The organism is Campylobacter sp. CFSAN093259 (assembly GCF_012889985.1).
Taxonomy (GTDB): Bacteria; Campylobacterota; Campylobacteria; order Campylobacterales; family Campylobacteraceae; genus Campylobacter_D; species Campylobacter_D jejuni.
Genome location: NZ_CP040617.1, coordinates 519778 through 536356 on the forward strand (window position 1 = coordinate 519778; position 16579 = coordinate 536356).

The window sequence follows — 16579 nt, forward strand, 5'->3', positions numbered from 1 at the left end:
GATAATTTAATGAAGATTGATACTCACGCACATATATTTTTGAAAAAGTTAAATACGGTTGCAAATGCAAGATATAAGCCTGATTATGACGCTAGTTTTAAAGATTATAAAGCAAATTTAGATCATTATGATTTTAATAAAGGGGTTTTAGTTCAGCCAAGTTTTTTAGGTATTGATAATGAATTTTTGCTTCAGAGTATAGAAAAAGATGAAAATATAAAAGCTATAGTTGTGGTTGATGAAAATATTAAATTTGATGAGCTTAAAAAATTAAAAGAAAGAAAAGCTTGTGGAGTTAGATTAAATTTAATTGGCAAAGAATTGCCAAATTTTAAAAGTATGGTTTGGACTCAATTTTTTGAAAATTTAAGTAAGCTTAAAATGCAAATAGAAATTCAAAGAGATTTAGATAATAATCTTGTTGATATTGTTGAAAATTTAATTCCTTATGGTTGTAATATTGTTATCGATCATTTAGCAAGAGCTAATGCAAACTTAACAAATTTAGAGGATTTAATTTGCTTAAAAAACTCTAGAATATTTTTTAAAATTAGCGGTTTTTATAGAGCAAAAATAGACTATGCTAATAATGAACAAGCTGTAAAATTTGCAAAGAAAATATATGAAATTTTAAAAGAACATTTTCCACTTAGCAATTTTGTTTTTGGAAGCGATTGGCCACATACAAATTTTGAAGCAAATATTAATTTTTCATCGGCTCTAGTGGCTTTTAATGAAGTTGTCGTATCTAAAAAAGAACAAGAGCAAATTTTAGGGGATAATGCTTGTGCTTTATTTGGCTTTTAAGCTTTTTGTTTTATCCTAAAGATGTATTTTGCAATGCGTTCAAAATGCACTCTTAGATAAGGTTTGTAAATCACAAAACCACCTAAAAGCCCTAAAATGCTTCCTATTACAACATCAATTAAACGAGCGAGTATTAATTTATCTGCATTTTCACTCATAAAATTAGCTGCTTCCGAAAGATAAGTAGCATAAGGAGTAAAGAAAATCATAGCTAAAGCATAGTTTCGATTGACTAAAAATTGTCCTATAAAAAACAAAGACATCATAAGTAAAATAAGCTCTATATCGTGAAATTGTTTAGATAAAAGCCACCATGCAAAACATACTCCTAAGGCCGTTCCTATGATGCGTTGAATTTGTTTAATCCATATAGAATTTAAAGTTACACCTTGCATAATAGCTGTGCAAGAAATGGCTATCCAATAACTTCTTTCAAGTTCTAAAAAAGTTCCTATAAATATAGAAAAAGCCACAAAAGAACCCATGATCAAAGAATCCACAAAAACTGCATCAAAACCTATGTATTCTCTAGGTGGAATTTCGCTAGGTAAAGCATTTTTAAATCCATAAATCACAACGATAGAATATAACAAAGCCATTAAATTAGCTACCATTGCTCCAAGAAAAACAAGACCTACTAAAAAGATAAAATCCTTAGCTTCAAAAGGAGAATAAGCTCCTAAAATACAAGAAAATACAAAGAAAAAATATCCAGGTGCACCAATGTTATAGTATCTAATTAAAATAGAACTTCCCATGGCCATAATTCCTATAGGGATGAAGGCAAAAATTGCAGGCAAAAAATGAGTTAAAATTCCTAAGAAAAAACTAGAAACTATGCCAAAAGAACAGCACATCATAACAGCCATTCTATGATATAAAGGAGTGTTTGGAACATATAAAAAAGACAAAGCTCCTATCATGGCAATGAGTCCATAGTTTAATTTTCCAAAAAATACACTAAGCCCTAAAACTATACCCACGCCTAAAGCCGCAAAAAAAGGCATTTGCCAAACTTGTTCGCTTGAATTTAATTTAGCAATTTCTTTAAAGTGTTGCTTTAGTATTTCTATTTTATTCACTCTCGAATTTGTCCTTCCCCATTGATTATATATTTATAAGTGCAAATATCTTCAATCCCCATAGGACCTCTTGCATGCAATTTGCTGGTTGAAATTCCAACTTCTCCACCAAAGCCAAATTCTCCTCCATCGCTAAAACGCGTTGAAGCATTAGCATAAATACAAGATGAGTTTATAAGGCGTTGAAATTTAGCGATATTTGAAGCATCATTTGAGATAATGGTTTCAGAGTGCAAGGAGCTGTGTTTATTGATATGCTCTATAGCTTCATCGCAATCTTTTACTAATTTTACACTTAAAGCAAAATCAAGCCATTCTGTATCAAAGGTATTTTCATTTGCTTTAAAAATTTCTAAATTTGAGTTATTAAAATAAACCAAAGCATTTTCATGGGCGTGAATTTTTACCTTAAATTTTTCAAATTCAGGTATTAAAAGACTTATAAAATTTTTAGCAATTTTTTCATGGATTAAAAGCGTTTCTAAAGCGTTACAAACACTTACTCTTTGACACTTTGCATTAAGGATTATTTTTAAAGCCATATCTAAGTTAGCACTTTGATCTACAAAAGCATGACACAAGCCTTTATTTTGCTTAATGAGAGGAATTTTGGTATTGTTTGCAATTTCTTGTATCATATTTGAACTTCCGCGAGGTATGATCACATCGATTAAATCATCAAAGGCTAGAATTTGCAAGATTTCATCTCTTTGGGTAAACATAGCAAAACAATCTTGCAAATCAAATTCCTTAAGTGCTTTATTAACAAGAGTAAATATGGCTTTATTTGTAAATTTTGCTTCACTTCCGCCTTTAAATACACAAGCATTGGAACTTTTTATCATTAAAGCTGCGATTTCAGCGCTAAGACTAGGCCTTGCTTCATAAATAACACAAATGAGTCCTAAAGGAATGCTCATCTTTTGTATGCTCAAACCCGCATAATTTTTCCAGCCTTTAGAAATTTTGCCTATAGGATCTTCGATGTAAGCGATTTTTTCTAGGCCTTCGCAAAGAGCTAAAATACGTTTTTCATCTAGCAAAAGCCTATCTTTCATTGCTCCGCTTTTTGTGAAATTTGCCATATCTTTTTTATTTGCTTCTAGGATAATTTTGAAATTTTCTCTTAAAATTTGAGCTAATTTTAGAATAATTTTTTCTTTATCTTTGGGTGTTAAGTTAAGTAGTTTTTGAGAATTTTTCTTAATATTTTCAAGCAAATTTCGCATTTTTAATCCTTTATTTACAAAAAACTTGATAAATTATACAAAAAAATTTAGAATTGAAAGGTAAATATAAATGAAAAAAATAGATTTAATTGTAGTAGGTGCAGGTCCAACAGGGATAGGCTGTGCAGTTGAAGCCAAGCTTAAAAACAAAGAAGTTTTGATACTAGAAAAATCAAATAACATTTGTCAAACTTTAATGCAATTTTATAAGGATGGCAAAAGAGTAGATAAAGCTTATAAGGGATGCGAAGGAACCAATCACGGACATGTTCCTTTTGAAGATGGCACCAAAGAAAGCACTATAGAAACTTTTCAAAACGCTTTAAAAGAGCGCAATATAGAAGTTGAATTTGGTTCTGAAGTTGAGAGCGTTAAAAATGAAAATGGAGTTTTTTTAGTAAGTACAGCTAAAGGTGTTTATGAGTGTAAAAACATTATTGTTGCTATAGGTAGAATGGGTAAACCTAATAAACCTGATTACAAACTTCCTATGACTTTAACAAAAATCATTAATTTTAATGCCAATTCAGTTTTAGCAAATGAAAAAATTCTTGTTGTAGGTGGCGGAAATTCAGCAGCAGAATACGCTGTGGATTTGGCAAATTCAAATCAAGTTAGCCTTTGTTATCGTAAAAAAGAATTTACAAGATTAAATGATATAAATCTTAAAGATATTCACGAAGCTGGAAATTCGGGTAAGGTAGAGTTAAAATTAGGAATTGACATTAATGAAGTAGAAGATGATAACGGCAAAGCTAAAGTAAATTTTACCGATGGTACAAGCGATATTTATGATAGAATCATTTATGCTATTGGTGGTTCTACTCCACTTGATTTTTTACAAAAATGTGGGATTAATGTTGATGATAAAGGCGTGCCTTTAATGGATGAAAACAAACAAAGCAATGTTAAAGGCATCTTTGTAGCAGGAGATATTGCTACTAAAAATGGAGCAAGTATAGTTACAGGGTTAAATGACGCTGTGAAAATTCTTTCTGTGCTTTAAAATTTAGCCTTTGGGCTAAATTTTTATTTTAGTTTAATCTAGAAAATTCATATGCAAAATAAAATAAATATTAATAAACTTATTGCGAAATTACTTTATTTAAATTCTTACATACTAGGACTTTTGGCATTTTATTAGCGGTTTAAAATATTTTTAATTTTAAATATTTTAAGGATTATTATGTCAAGTATTTTTAGCACCTTAAGCCCTTTTAGGCTTTTTGTAAAATGTGCCGTGCCAAATGTTATAAGTATGGCTTTTATTTCTTTTTATTATATAGTTGATGGAATTTTTGTTGGAAAATATCTAGGAAGTGATGCTTTAGCGGCACTAGCCTTGATTATTCCCTTTATCATGATGTCTTTTGCTTTGGCTGATATGATAGCCATAGGATCAGCAGTGCAAATTTCTATGCATTTAGGTTTAGGCAAGAAGAATTTAGCTAGAAAGATATTTAGCTCAAGTATGTTGATTATCTTTATAATCTCTTGTTTTATCGGAATTTTGGAGTATTTTTTAGGACCTGTTTTGATTGATTGTTTAAATGTTAGCGATGAGATTAAAACGATGACTAAAGAATGTATGTTTGTTTTTGCTTTGTTTGCACCCTTTACTATGCTTTCTTTTGCTTTGGATAATTATTTAAGAATTTGCGGAAAAACTGCTTATAGTATGGTAATGAATGTAATTATAGCATTAAGCAATATAGTGCTTGATTATATTTTTATAGTCGAGTTGGGTTGGGGCTTATTTTCAGCTGCTCTTGCAACTTGTTTGGGGCTTGTTTTAGGTGGTATTTTTGGAATTTTTCCTTTCTTGTTTCAAAATTTAGAGCTTAAAATTTCAAGCCTATACATGAATTTAAAAATTTTTAAAAATATTCTTTATAACGGAAGCAGTGAGTTTTTTGGCAATATTTCAGGATCTTTATATAGTATTTTTGCAAATTTTGTTTTATTAAAAATTTCTGATACTCAAGCCGTGGCAGCCTTTTCTATAGTTTTATATATTGATAGTTTTATTATAATGCTTATTATTGCTATGGGTGATGCAATGCAGCCTGCGCTTAGTTACAACTATGCTAAAAAAGATTTTTCAAGAATCAAAGCTATTGTAAAAGTGGTATTTTTTGCAGGGGGATTTTTATCTTTATTCTCTATAGTGCTTATATTGATATTTGGAGAAAATTTAATCACGCTTTTTACAAAAGAAAACAATCAAGAATTTAAAACTTTTGCTTATACAGCTTTGATGCTTTTTGCTTTTAATTATTTTTTTGCATGGTTTAATGTTCTAAGTGGTTCTTTTTTGACAGCTTTTAATAAGGCAAGCTTTTCTTTGGTTTTAAGTTTGGCGCAAAATTTATTTATACCTTTGTTTTTTCTTTTGTTTTTATCTTGTTTTATGGGTTTAAATGGAGTATGGCTAAGTCCATTTTTTGCTGAATTTTGTGTTTTGATTTTAGCTTGGATTTTTCTTAAAAGAATTTTTAAAGATCTATCTTTATAGGAGATAGATCTTTTTTAAATTTTATCAAAGGAGCTTTTTTATAATTTTTAGAATTTATATCCTATACCAGTTAGGACAATTTGATAGGTTTCATCATAAAATCCTATATCGCTATTTCTTTTTTCTATGCCATAATTTGCAAAACCATAAAGTCCGTTATAACCCAAAAATTGATTTTTAACAACTTTTAAATTAAGCTTAACTATATTACCATCTTGTTTTTTGTGAAAGATAGGATCAGTTCCTACTGCTTCATATTTGCTAAGATTTAAATTTGGAGTGAAGATGTAATCATTAGCAAAAGCCAAATTTGTTCCTATGCTAAAACCATATCTTGAATAGCTTTGAGCTTTTCCGTCTGCATCATTGTAATCATAATTTAACCCTAGGTTTAATAAGCTATAATTATAGTTTAATTCAAATTCGTGATAATACCCCTCCCTTTTTAAAGAGCTTTGTGCGATAGTGTCTTTATCATATTTGTTTTTGCTAAATAAATATGAAGTGGTAAATTTCCCAAAATCACTTTCATAAAGTTGAGAGATTTTAAAACCATATCTATCAACATCAGTTTCTTCTCTATTTCCTATTACATAAGGATTTGCATAAGCTTTTTCTCTTAAAGAGGAAATTACAGAAAAAGAAGTGCTAAAACGCTCTAAATAAGCTCTTTCGTAGCCTAAAGCTATACCGCTGATATCTCTTCCATTGTAGTTTTTAATAAAAATTCTATCATTATCTATAAGATTACCATAGTAAAGTTCTGCACCGATAAAAGGAATGAAAGAGGAGTCTGAATTATCAGCATTGTGACTGCTTAGATAATCACTGTTTGCCAAGGTTGAAATATTACTTTTAATATCCCTTGCACCCACACCTATGCTTAAATTTCCACTAAAACCTTCTTGAAATTCTACAGCCGTAGCTGATTGGGTTAAAATGGAGGCTAAAACACAGGAAAATAAATATTTTTTCAAATGTTCTCCTTGAAATGTTTGTTGTTTGTAATGAAATTACATTTATAATTGTAACTAATATTACATTAAATATTTATAAAAAAATTAAGTTTTATAATTTAAGTTTTTTTAGATAGAATTTTTAGAATTAATTTATATTTATAAGGAAATTTAGTGCAGCAAGAGTATTATGACTTGGATTTAGAACGAGCTATTTTAAGCAGTTGTATCATGAGTGAAGAAGCTTATGCTAGTATAGCAGGTGATATTAGCCCAAAAGATTTTAGTCTTAAAGCTCACCAAGATATTTTTAAAGCCGTTATAGCTTGTAGTAATAACAAAGAGCCCATTTCTGTAAGTTTTTTAAGAAAACATAAAAAAATAGATGAGCAAATTTTAGCAGAAATTCTTGCCACTCCTTCTATGATAGATTTGCCTGCTTATGTAAATGAACTTCACGAAAAGTCCGTAAAAAGACAACTCTTGAGTTTTGCACATCTTTTGCCAACTCGTATCAATGAAGATCGTGCTGTAAGTGAAATCGCAGATGAAATTGGTAAAGAAATTTTTAGCATTACAAATCGTGTGAATTCTAGAGATATTAAAGATGTTGATATGGTAATATCAGAACTTTTTGAAGAATTTAAAAAGCAAAAAACTTTAGAAAATAAAGGTATTATAGGGCTTGATACAGGTTTTGAAGGTCTAAATAAAATGACAAAAGGTTTTAAAGGGGGTGAACTTATAATAATCGCTGCGCGCCCAGGTATGGGAAAGACAACTCTTTGTTTAAATTTCATTGACAAGATTTTAAGACAAAAAAAAGGCGTGGCTTTGTTTTCTCTTGAAATGCCTGCAACTCAAATCATGCAAAGAATGCTATCTTCCAAAACTTCCATTCCTTTGCAAAAAATTTTAACTGCAGATTTAAATGATGATGAATGGGAGCGTTTAGGAGATGCTTGTAATGATTATAGTCAAAAGAAATTATATATTTACGATAGTGGTTATGCAACTATTGCTGATGTAAGGGCTATTTTAAGGCGTTTAAAATCTCAAGATGAAAGTATAGGACTTTGTGTGATTGACTATATAGGGCTTATGATGAGTAATTCAAATTTTAATGATAGACATTTGCAAGTTAGTGAAATTTCAAGAGGACTTAAGCTTTTGGCTAGGGAGCTTGATATGCCTATTATCGCACTTTCACAACTTAATCGTGGCTTAGAGCAAAGGGCAAATAAGCGTCCTTTGATGAGTGATTTGCGAGAAAGTGGAGCTATAGAGCAAGATGCGGATGCTATTTTGTTTGTATATCGCGATGAGGTTTATAGAGAACAAGAAGAAAAAGAAAGAGAGAATAAAGCTAAAGCTGAAGGCAAAGCTTATCAAAGACTTTTTATACCAAATCCTATGCAAGAAAATGCTGAAATTATTGTTGGAAAAAATAGAAATGGGCCTGTTGGAACTATAGAAGTTGTATTTTTAAAAGAAAAATCTTGTTTTGTAGATAAACCTATAGGCTATGAAACTACTGAATTTACAGGCTAGCTTTAATAAAATAAGTTTTTAATATTTTAAAGTTATTTTTTACGACACAACCTGTCGCAAGGGTGTTTTATACTTTCTTTGTTATTTTAAAACAAGGAGAGAAAATGTTAAAACAAATCGCATTTGGTAGTATAGCTCTTACAGCTACAGGATATGGTATAAAAAAATTATACGAAAAATTATCCAAGCCAGAAAGAAAATTTGATACACATGCTATTGTTCCAAGCTGTAAGGATGTAATCAATACCGAAGAATACAAACTCAAAAGAGAGCTTGAAATCGAACAAAAGAAAAATCAAATTCAAGAATTTCTTTGCGAATGTATGGAGTGTTATAGCGGCTTTTCAAAATATTTTAATTCTAAGGAATTTTTAGAATTTGAGCAAAATTTTACCTCTAAAAATAATCACAAAATAGAATTTCTTTTGTCGTCTTATAAAGATCAAATGATAAAAGTGATCGACTATGCTAAAAAATTTAAATGCTTGAGTGCTTTTTTGGAAACACAAAGCGAAAAAAATGACTTAGCGGTTGTAAAAATGATAAGTGAAAGTATGGAGAGAAAAACACAGAGATTTTATCTGCAAACAAAATTTCAAACTTTTCCTCAGTATATTTTTCCTTCTGTGTGGAGTTCTCCTATGTGGGATAAACAATGGGAATAATACTTGGAATTTTAAGCCTTATAGCTGGCTTTGTTGCCATAGTGTTGATGTGTGGTTTGTATTTTATAGCGTTTATGGTTTTTGTTGGCATAGCGATACTTATTTTTCTTTCTATGCAACCTTATCCTTATAATATAATATTTTGTGCTATATATTTAATCACAATTTTAGCGCTAGTGCTATGGCGTAAAACTTAAAAATTTCACTTCCCCCTTGACTGGGGGGGGGGGATTTGATAAAATACAAAGTTAAAAATTTTAAAAACAAGGAGAAAATATGGCCTACAGATATGATAAAGATTTAGAATTCTTAAAAGAATTAAGCAGTCCAGAACTCGATTAGCTTGTAAAAATTTTAACCCATGATAAAGACGGGAAAGTTCGTTTTACTGAAGAGTTAACCAATAATGATCTTTATAAAAAACATTATCCAGATCATAAAGAATATATCGAACTCATTTTAGAAGAATTTCAAAAATTTGGAGGAAATAGTATTCTTAATATATTTCGAGGTGGTGGAGTTTATATAATGAAATTCTACGCGATGTTGCAAAAAAATTTGATGTAAAATTTGATGAAAATGAAAGCACAAACTCCATAGAAACATCACTTTTATGCAAATTAATAGAAGAAGAGTTAAAAAATTCTCAAGATGAAAATACATTAAGAGAACTTGTAAATATTTTCGAACTTGGCATTTCTAATATTAATAAACAAACAGTTGTAATGGGATTGCAATCTCTTATTAAAATAGGTGGATTTAAAAGCTATCAAATTGCAGTAATAGTTGCAAATCAAGTTATGAAAGTTTTACTAGGAAGAGGTTTATCTCTTGCGGCAAATGCAACACTTACAAGAGCTTTAAGTCTTTTTTCTGGTCCGGTAGGTTGGACAATTATGACCACATGGACTGCATTGGATTTAGCTAGCCCAGCCTATAGGGTTACTATACCAGCAGTACTTCAAATTATAATTTTAAGACTAAAACACAATACAAAAAACTAAACACAAGGAAATGCATTAATGGAAAATATTTGCCAATTTATCATAGAAAATATTGATAAAAATTCATTAAATACAAAAAAATAAAACTTGTTTTCAATATGCAAGAGCAAGAAATTACAACAATTTCGAAGATATTTAAGGTATCTTCGGAACACATTATTGCTTTTTATGATACCTCAACATCCTTTAATTATTTTAGCAAAACTACCGGAATATGTTTTACTGGCAAAGAAGTTATCTTTAAAAGAAAAGAAGATGAAGTTTTAATGAAAATCAACTATGAAGATTTCAAAGAGGCAAATAAATCCTTACCTGAAAAAACAACAACTCTTCAAGACATCAAATTTCCCATATCTTTTCATAATCTTGGAACATCTTATCTTTCATTTGATGATTTCAAAAAGAAAAACTACATAGAAGAAAATGATGAGCTTATAATAAATTTTTTACACATCTTAACTTCAAAAAATAACATAGAAAGTTTTAAAAATGAAAGTATGTTTCCACAAGCCTTAGAAAAAACAAACGAAAGTATTAAAGAAAACTATATAAAAGTTATCATTAAAATAATATTAGATCAATACGGTTTTTTAGATGAAAAAAGATCAATCAAAATTTTTGCTCTAATGAATAAAATTAATGTTGCTTCAGAAACAAGGTATAAAATACAAGATTTTTTACATAATAAACATTCTAGTTTTGAAGATTTGCTAAACATCATAAAACAAGAATCTAGATTTATGCAATTCAAATATATTTTAATTTCGCTAATAAAAGACTTAATTGATATAGATTTTGAAGATAATAAAATTTATAATTTTTTGTATGAAAACAAAGACATTTTTAAAATCAAAGACCTTAAAGAAATCTATTGGGTAAAAGAAATCATTAAAAAAGAATATCAAATAATATTAGACGATAATAAAGAAATTCAGCAAATTTTTAACTTTATATCCGAAACAGCTACAAAAAATAATATATCATTAAACGGTTTACATCTTTCAGGAATGACAATTGGCATGTCTGTATCAATTATGGAGTTACTAGGATTTGGGGAATTAATAAAATTACCACTAATTGATTCTTCAAAAAAATATCACAATAAAAACAAACAACAATTACGTCTTTTTATTATTCAAGAAATTCTCAAAGAAAATCAAAAAACAATTACCCAAATTATTGATATCATCAATAATTTAATTGAGCAATGTAATACAAATACACAAAATTTACAAGAATTAATAAAATTATTAAAATTGGCTTCAAAAAATAATGAAACTTTTAAAGAAAGGGAAAAACTTTTATATTGCCCAGAAACGCTTTCATTGATAACAATAAATAATCATCTAAAAGAAGATGATATTCAATTTATAGAACAATACTATACCTATAATCAAAATACTCATGAGTATGAGCGCAATGACAATCTTTCTTCGTCGGATTTAGAAAAACTTTCAAATTTTTTTAAATTAAAAAATCTATAAGGATAATTTTATGGATAAAATACAAGAAAACACCAAAATAGAAAAGGCTATATTAGCCGAAAAACAACAAATCTTTTTAATACAAAATAAATTATCCGAAATTGAAAAAAATATCAAAGAATAATGTTTAACCATAGAACAGATTCAAAATAGTATCACAGAAAAAAATCAAAATTTGAGCAATATAGAATATAAGGAAAATCAATCAATCGATTCATTGGAAAATTTTTTTTAACACTTATAGCAATTGGGAAACATATTGTCAAAAAATTGAAAAATATTTAAACTTAAAAAAATAAACTCAAATGAAGATTCTTTAAAATTTTTGATCACTTATTCAAATTTATCAGATGTTAAAAAAAGAATTGAAGATGAATTTACCCATAGAAATGCAGAGTGCGATAAGTATGATTATTTAATAGCAATAACATGTGGAGCAATAGCTGGCATTATGGACATTTTTTTAGTTGGAAATCCTAAAGATAGCTATCTAGGAAAAAAGGTAGATAAGACGGTAGAAAAAATGACTCAAAAATTTGCACAATTATGTGGTTGGGATAAGCAAAAAGCATTAGACAAAAACAAAGATTTAACTAAAAGTGTATAGCGTTTTTGGAAAACAAATTTAAAATTAATTATGATCAAACTACTACAAATGGAAGAAATGGAACAAATGGAAAAGTAGATAATTTAAGTATGAAAAATCATCATTTAAAAAGCATAGGTCACTCTCCAGATATTTTCGGGTTATTTGTATCTATAGTAAATCAATTTACCAATACTTCAACTTTTGTCAGCAACGGAAAAATCATAACCATAGATACAAATACTTTTGAATTACAAGGGGGAAATTTTATTGCTAAAATATTTTGTGGATTTTTTAATTGGTTTGGACATTTAGCATCTGATTGGTGTGGATCTAGTGGAGGCAAGGAAAGAGGTGCAGGCATTCCTATGCCTTTTTATAATTTATTTTTACTTTGTGATTTTGGAAATTTTGGACAACATAGACAAACACTAGCACAAATTGCAACCCAAGTTTTTGAACAAGGATATGATCTTAGGCATGGAGTTACTATGTCTATTCCTGTTATGATTAATAAAATGCTAATTCGTTTTATGTATATAATAAAAGCTAAATTTTACCACAAAAAAGAATGGAAAGAATGTATACCAAAAGATGACATACCTGAATTAAATAAAATGCTTTTAATAGGATCTGGTACTTTTTTATTAATTGATACTGGTGGTGCATGGATAAAAAGTAAAAATCCTATAACAAATCCGGTAGTTTTCCTTTCTGAAATCAATTTAATTAATGTTATAAGATTTAGCACTTTAATTCTTAAAGAAATTTATATATTATATAATAATGGAAAAATAGATAATAAAAAATTAGAAAAATATCTAGATGACACTTGTAAAATTTTATTAATTGAAGCTCATAATAAATCTAAGCCTTTTAAAGAAATCCTAAAATAAGGCAAAGCATGAACCACCTTTTAATCCTTTATAATCCCTACTATCAAGAAGATGTCATCAAGCAACATTTAAGCATTTTACAAGAGAAATCCCAAGTTGCCTTTGGCAAAATCAAATCAAAACTCAACGATCAAGAAAAGCAAAATTCCTTAGAAGAAATTTACCAAAGTACAAATGAAGAAAATTTCTTGCAACTCTTTTTAAGCGATTATGCTAATTTATTTGTCGCTAAGGTGGTAAAAATTTCTAAAAATGTTGATGAAAGTTTGATTCCTAGTTATTATAAAGAAAAAAATTTAGAAGTGGAAGACTTTTTTATTATTAGTGATTTAAGAGAATTGGTCAGGGAAGATTTTAGTCGTTTAAGAGATAAATTTTTAGCCAATTTCATCACACCAAACGATCACACCTATGCTATCTATGGCAATCATTACACCTATCCTTTGCCTGTGAGATTAAAAGAAGAGTGTTCTTATTTTTTAGGAGATGAAAAGCATTATCTAAGTGTGTATAAAAGCAAAGAATACCTAGCCATGCAAGAAAATTTCATACGCTTTGTTTTTGGCAAAAGGATTTTTTATCTCTTACACTCTGATAGCATAAGCAATATCATTCATGCAGAATTAGAGCTTTTGCAAAGCGAAAACGATCTTTTAAATGATTTTACAAGTATTATAGTCAAATACTCTAAAACCTTAGAATATGAAATTTACGCTTTTGCCAAAAAAGTTCTTTTAAAAGCTTGTATGAAAGATCCTAGCCTTTATGATTTAGCTTATAATGTCCAAGGCAAATCTTTTATACTTAAAGATTTTTTTACCCAAAAACCCAATCTTGGAAGTATTAAATTTCTACTCAGACATGAAAATATCCAATGTCATTTAGGAAAAAGTTTAACTCAATTTATCAATTATCCTTTTTCAAAAAGTCTTACTATCATTCAAGAAATCCGTAATGAAGCCGTTCATGCGAAAGCCCCAAGTTTAAATGAAGTCAAAAAACTTAGAAATGAAATTTTAGGCATAGAAGGCGTAAGTTTGTTAAAAAGAATTTTAACCCACAAGGAAATTTCATGAAAGAATACGACAAATTAAGCATACGCTTGGTGCAGATTTTATCAAAATTTAACAATGGGGAAAGTCTAAGCGCCCAAGAGCTTGCACAAGAGTTTAATGTCGATACAAGAACCATACAAAGGGATCTTAACGAAAGACTTACTTTTATGCCTATTAAAAAAGAAAATGGAAGATATGTTTTAGAAAGCTTTGCTTTGGGAAAATTAAGCTTTAAAGATATACAGAATTTCGCCACCTTAAGTGGCATTGCTGAGCTTTATCCAAAACTCGATCAAGGCTTTATAGTTGATCTTTTAAGCCATAGGGTAAATAAAGTTTTGATGGTAAAAAATGAAGGTTTTCAAAAGGTGGATTATGAGCTTTTTAAAGATCTTAGTGTGGCTATACTCAAACACAATGTATTAAATTTTTTCTATAAGGAAAAAGAACGCCAAATCAAACCTTACAAACTCGTAAATTACAAGGGAATTTGGTATCTTTTAGGGGATGAAAACGATAAATTATGTAAGGGGTATTTTAAAAAGAACATGTAACTATCCCTAAATAATTTTAGCAAAAATCCCAAATAATAGGATTTTAAAGCTTACAAAAATGACTTTTTATCTTTCCTAATCTAAAGCGTAAAATATCCCAAATATCCCAAAATGTCCGCTTTGTCCCAAAAAAGTGATTAAATGCTGTTTAAAAGATGGATAAACACGAGCTTTGCTTTTAAATTTTATATCCCAAAAGTGTTTTTTACCCTCTAGGATAGTTACATTTTTGCTTAAAGTATTTTTATATTTTCTTATTGATGTAACTATCCCCATAAAACACTATATAATCATAGTTTAACCACTTTTTATATAAAAATAGCATGTAACTATCTATGGCATTAAGCTTTGGAAGATAGTTACATAGAAAACTTAAAAAGTAATGAAGCAATTTTTTATGAAATCTTGTTAAAAAAATAGCTTAGTAAGATGTTTTTAAATATCAATTTAGAGAGCTTGAAGTTAGATTTTTCAAGCTCTTATATTAAAAATCTTTCAAATCAAAAGTTTTTAATTGCTTTTTGAAATTTTATGTTTAAATTCTTTGAAGTTAAAATCAAAGGATTTAAAATGCAAATGCAAGAAGTGATTGAAAAGTTAAAGGATATACTTGCGAGTGAAGGCAAAAGAGATTTAAAAACAAAAGATATAGCCAAAGAATTAGGAATCAATCCTGATACTTTTAATTCCATGAAATTTAGAAACTCCATTCCTTATCCACAAATCTTAAACTTTTTAAATGAGAGGAATATAAGCATTAATTATTTTTTCTATGGTGTCTCTCCTAAAGATCAATTAGAATGTGAGAATAAATATAAAATTTTAAAGCTTTATAAAACAAATGCGAGTTTAGGCGGAGGTGGAATAAATGATTTAATAGATTGCTCTGAGCTTATTGTAGATGAAAAATTATTAAACTTTTTTGGTAGTAAAGAGTGTGAGTTTATCACTTGCTATGGAGAAAGCATGGAGCCACTTATAAAAGATGGAAGTATTTGTGTAATAGATAGAAATAAAACTTTTAAGAATAAAAGCATTTGTGTGATTAATACTAGAGATGGACTTTTTATAAAACAAGTTTTAAAACAAGATGATGGAGTGATTTTACACTCTTTAAATCCTTTATATAAAGATATATTTTATAAAAATGGAGATTTTTTGCTAATTGGTGTGGTAATTGGAGAACTTTCTAAGATGTAACAGTACACAATAAGCTAAGTCAAGCTAATCTCACAGAGAGTGTAAAACACAAGGTTGTTCTATCAAAAAAGGAGATAAACATGAAAGATATCAAAAATTACACCGATAAAGAATTAAAAGAAAAAATCATACAAGATTTAGAGAGTGAATTTAGGATTTTGTACAAAAAGCTTTTAAAAGAAAAAGATTATCTTGCTAGGGATAATATATTAGAGCTTATGACTATTTATAATATGGGCATAAACTCTTATTCAATCGCTAAAAGATTTGAGATGAATGAAGATAAAAGTCTTATACAAGTTCCTTTGTTTGAAAGATATATTATAGGTAGAAAATTTGTAGTTAAATATAATGATGAAAAACAAAGATACGAATTAAAAAGTACCTTTTGTGAATTTTAAGGAGAAAAGATGAAATATCCTAATGTTTATGTGAAATTAGTTGGCGAAGATGGCAATGCTTTTAGTATTCTAGCAAGAGTAAGCAAGGCTTTAAAAAAAGCAGGTGTAAGCAAAGAAGAAATAAGTAAATTTCAAAAAGAAGCCATGAGTAGTGATTATAATCATTTATTAAATGTGGTGCAAGATTGGGTTAATACAAATTGATTTCAAAAAGATGTCAAACAACAGCACACATTCAGCCAAGCGAAGCTAATCTTGTCTTATCAAAACAAAAGGAGATAAGATGAGTAAAGTAATAGTAGATATCAAAAAAGGTTTTAGCAAGACTTTTATAAACGCAATTTGCAACCATAACAATGAACTTGTTTTAGAATATCTTAAAAATGGTATGAGTGCAACTAAAGAATGCATGGGCGAAGAGCCTATGTTTTATGCAATAACTCATAATAATTTTGGAGCGATTTTGCTTTTATTAAAATACGGTGCTATTTTAGATAAAAATTACCTAGAAGAATACAATAAAGATTTTAGCAAAGAAGCTCTAAAGTTTTTAAGCTCTTTGCTAAAATAAAAGAGAATATAAAAATATTCTCT

General features: G+C 28.7%; 18 protein-coding genes and 2 pseudogenes. 17 read left to right on the forward strand and 3 right to left on the reverse strand.

Annotated elements, in window-relative coordinates:
* Positions 1-9 precede the first annotated feature (9 nt).
* Complete coding sequence (locus tag FBF20_RS02745; protein ID WP_002825067.1) at positions 10-807, forward strand: amidohydrolase; 798 nt, start codon at positions 10-12, stop codon at positions 805-807.
* Here the strand turns inward: FBF20_RS02745 and FBF20_RS02750 are convergent.
* Both FBF20_RS02750 and FBF20_RS02755 read right to left on the reverse strand, forming a co-directional pair.
* Positions 804-1889, reverse strand: a complete 1086-nt coding sequence (locus FBF20_RS02750) for an FUSC family protein (RefSeq protein ID WP_002890302.1) — start codon at positions 1887-1889, stop codon at positions 804-806. The two genes, FBF20_RS02745 and FBF20_RS02750, sit on opposite strands and share 4 nt — an antisense overlap.
* Positions 1886-3118, reverse strand: a complete 1233-nt coding sequence (locus tag FBF20_RS02755) for a glutamate-5-semialdehyde dehydrogenase (protein ID WP_002890303.1) — start codon at positions 3116-3118, stop codon at positions 1886-1888. Before FBF20_RS02755 ends, FBF20_RS02750 begins: the two co-directional genes overlap by 4 nt.
* A 70-nt stretch (positions 3119-3188) precedes the next feature.
* On the opposite strand from FBF20_RS02755, the gene FBF20_RS02760 reads away from it, so the two are divergent.
* A complete protein-coding gene (locus FBF20_RS02760) occupies positions 3189-4124 on the forward strand; it encodes an NAD(P)-binding domain-containing protein (RefSeq protein ID WP_002890304.1) in 936 nt (311 codons plus the stop codon).
* Positions 4125-4304: 180 nt separating this feature from the next.
* Positions 4305-5633, forward strand: a complete 1329-nt coding sequence (locus FBF20_RS02765; RefSeq protein WP_002890305.1) for an MATE family efflux transporter — start codon at positions 4305-4307, stop codon at positions 5631-5633.
* A 47-nt stretch (positions 5634-5680) separates the two neighbouring features.
* Here FBF20_RS02765 and FBF20_RS02770 read toward each other — a convergent pair whose 3' ends face one another.
* Positions 5681-6610 carry a DUF2860 domain-containing protein gene (locus tag FBF20_RS02770; protein ID WP_002890306.1) on the reverse strand — a complete coding sequence of 310 codons (930 nt, stop codon included), beginning with the start codon at positions 6608-6610 and terminating at the stop codon, positions 5681-5683.
* Positions 6611-6763: 153 nt separating this feature from the next.
* On the opposite strand from FBF20_RS02770, the gene FBF20_RS02775 reads away from it, so the two are divergent.
* The 14 genes and pseudogenes from FBF20_RS02775 (at position 6764) to FBF20_RS02845 (ending at position 16556) form a co-directional block, all read left to right on the forward strand.
* Entirely contained in the window at positions 6764-8140 is a 1377-nt protein-coding gene (locus FBF20_RS02775; RefSeq protein WP_002887667.1) for a replicative DNA helicase, read from the forward strand.
* Positions 8141-8202: 62 nt separating this feature from the next.
* Positions 8203-8805, forward strand: coding sequence for a hypothetical protein (locus FBF20_RS02780; RefSeq protein WP_079263766.1), 603 nt, complete (start codon positions 8203-8205; stop codon positions 8803-8805).
* The gene (locus tag FBF20_RS02785) at positions 8796-9002 is read left to right on the forward strand and encodes a membrane protein (RefSeq protein ID WP_002858584.1); all 207 of its coding nucleotides are present in this window, start codon (positions 8796-8798) and stop codon (positions 9000-9002) included. The genes FBF20_RS02780 and FBF20_RS02785 overlap by 10 nt, the downstream gene beginning before the upstream one ends.
* A 79-nt stretch (positions 9003-9081) precedes the next feature.
* Positions 9082-9147 (forward strand): DUF3944 domain-containing protein, encoded by a 66-nt coding sequence (locus FBF20_RS02790; RefSeq protein WP_100221710.1) that lies wholly within the window; start codon positions 9082-9084, stop codon positions 9145-9147.
* A gap of 383 nt (positions 9148-9530) precedes the next feature.
* Positions 9531-9809, forward strand: coding sequence for a ubiquinol-cytochrome C chaperone family protein (locus FBF20_RS08865; RefSeq protein ID WP_002858615.1), 279 nt, complete (start codon positions 9531-9533; stop codon positions 9807-9809).
* Between the two features lie 18 nt (positions 9810-9827).
* Positions 9828-11293 (forward strand): annotated as a pseudogene (locus FBF20_RS08870) (hypothetical protein).
* Between the two features lie 325 nt (positions 11294-11618).
* On the forward strand, positions 11619-11900 hold the full coding sequence (locus FBF20_RS02810; protein WP_002865392.1) for a hypothetical protein: 282 nt from the start codon (positions 11619-11621) through the stop codon (positions 11898-11900).
* A 5-nt stretch (positions 11901-11905) separates the two neighbouring features.
* Complete coding sequence (locus FBF20_RS02815) at positions 11906-12775, forward strand: hypothetical protein (protein ID WP_002852065.1); 870 nt, start codon at positions 11906-11908, stop codon at positions 12773-12775.
* 8 nt (positions 12776-12783) lie between these two features.
* Positions 12784-13851 (forward strand): HP0729 family protein, encoded by a 1068-nt coding sequence (locus tag FBF20_RS02820; protein WP_002852192.1) that lies wholly within the window; start codon positions 12784-12786, stop codon positions 13849-13851.
* A pseudogene (locus FBF20_RS02825) lies at positions 13848-14354 on the forward strand (HTH domain-containing protein); the annotation flags it as partial. The gene FBF20_RS02820 and the pseudogene FBF20_RS02825, both read left to right, overlap by 4 nt.
* Positions 14355-14954: 600 nt before the next feature.
* On the forward strand, positions 14955-15584 hold the full coding sequence (locus FBF20_RS02830) for a LexA family transcriptional regulator (protein WP_002878902.1): 630 nt from the start codon (positions 14955-14957) through the stop codon (positions 15582-15584).
* An 80-nt stretch (positions 15585-15664) separates the two neighbouring features.
* Positions 15665-15985 carry a hypothetical protein gene (locus FBF20_RS02835; RefSeq protein WP_002865000.1) on the forward strand — a complete coding sequence of 107 codons (321 nt, stop codon included), beginning with the start codon at positions 15665-15667 and terminating at the stop codon, positions 15983-15985.
* Positions 15986-15994: 9 nt separating this feature from the next.
* Positions 15995-16189 carry a hypothetical protein gene (locus tag FBF20_RS02840; RefSeq protein WP_002843339.1) on the forward strand — a complete coding sequence of 65 codons (195 nt, stop codon included), beginning with the start codon at positions 15995-15997 and terminating at the stop codon, positions 16187-16189.
* 79 nt (positions 16190-16268) lie between these two features.
* Entirely contained in the window at positions 16269-16556 is a 288-nt protein-coding gene (locus FBF20_RS02845; RefSeq protein ID WP_002865266.1) for a hypothetical protein, read from the forward strand.
* Positions 16557-16579: the final 23 nt, after the last annotated feature.

Excerpts from the sequence above, each read along its gene's own strand:
- FBF20_RS02830 (WP_002878902.1), top strand. The coding sequence starts at position 14,955 with ATGCAAATGCAAGAAGTGATTGAAAAGTTAAAGGATATACTTGCGAGT.
- FBF20_RS08865 (WP_002858615.1), top strand. The coding sequence starts at position 9,531 with ATGGGATTGCAATCTCTTATTAAAATAGGTGGATTTAAAAGCTATCAA.
- FBF20_RS02760 (WP_002890304.1), top strand. The coding sequence starts at position 3,189 with ATGAAAAAAATAGATTTAATTGTAGTAGGTGCAGGTCCAACAGGGATA.
- FBF20_RS02785 (WP_002858584.1), top strand. The coding sequence starts at position 8,796 with ATGGGAATAATACTTGGAATTTTAAGCCTTATAGCTGGCTTTGTTGCC.
- FBF20_RS02835 (WP_002865000.1), top strand. The coding sequence starts at position 15,665 with ATGAAAGATATCAAAAATTACACCGATAAAGAATTAAAAGAAAAAATC.
- FBF20_RS02755 (WP_002890303.1), bottom strand. The coding sequence starts at position 3,118 with ATGCGAAATTTGCTTGAAAATATTAAGAAAAATTCTCAAAAACTACTT.
- FBF20_RS02845 (WP_002865266.1), top strand. The coding sequence starts at position 16,269 with ATGAGTAAAGTAATAGTAGATATCAAAAAAGGTTTTAGCAAGACTTTT.
- FBF20_RS02840 (WP_002843339.1), top strand. The coding sequence starts at position 15,995 with ATGAAATATCCTAATGTTTATGTGAAATTAGTTGGCGAAGATGGCAAT.
- FBF20_RS02820 (WP_002852192.1), top strand. The coding sequence starts at position 12,784 with ATGAACCACCTTTTAATCCTTTATAATCCCTACTATCAAGAAGATGTC.
- FBF20_RS02745 (WP_002825067.1), top strand. The coding sequence starts at position 10 with ATGAAGATTGATACTCACGCACATATATTTTTGAAAAAGTTAAATACG.
- FBF20_RS02765 (WP_002890305.1), top strand. The coding sequence starts at position 4,305 with ATGTCAAGTATTTTTAGCACCTTAAGCCCTTTTAGGCTTTTTGTAAAA.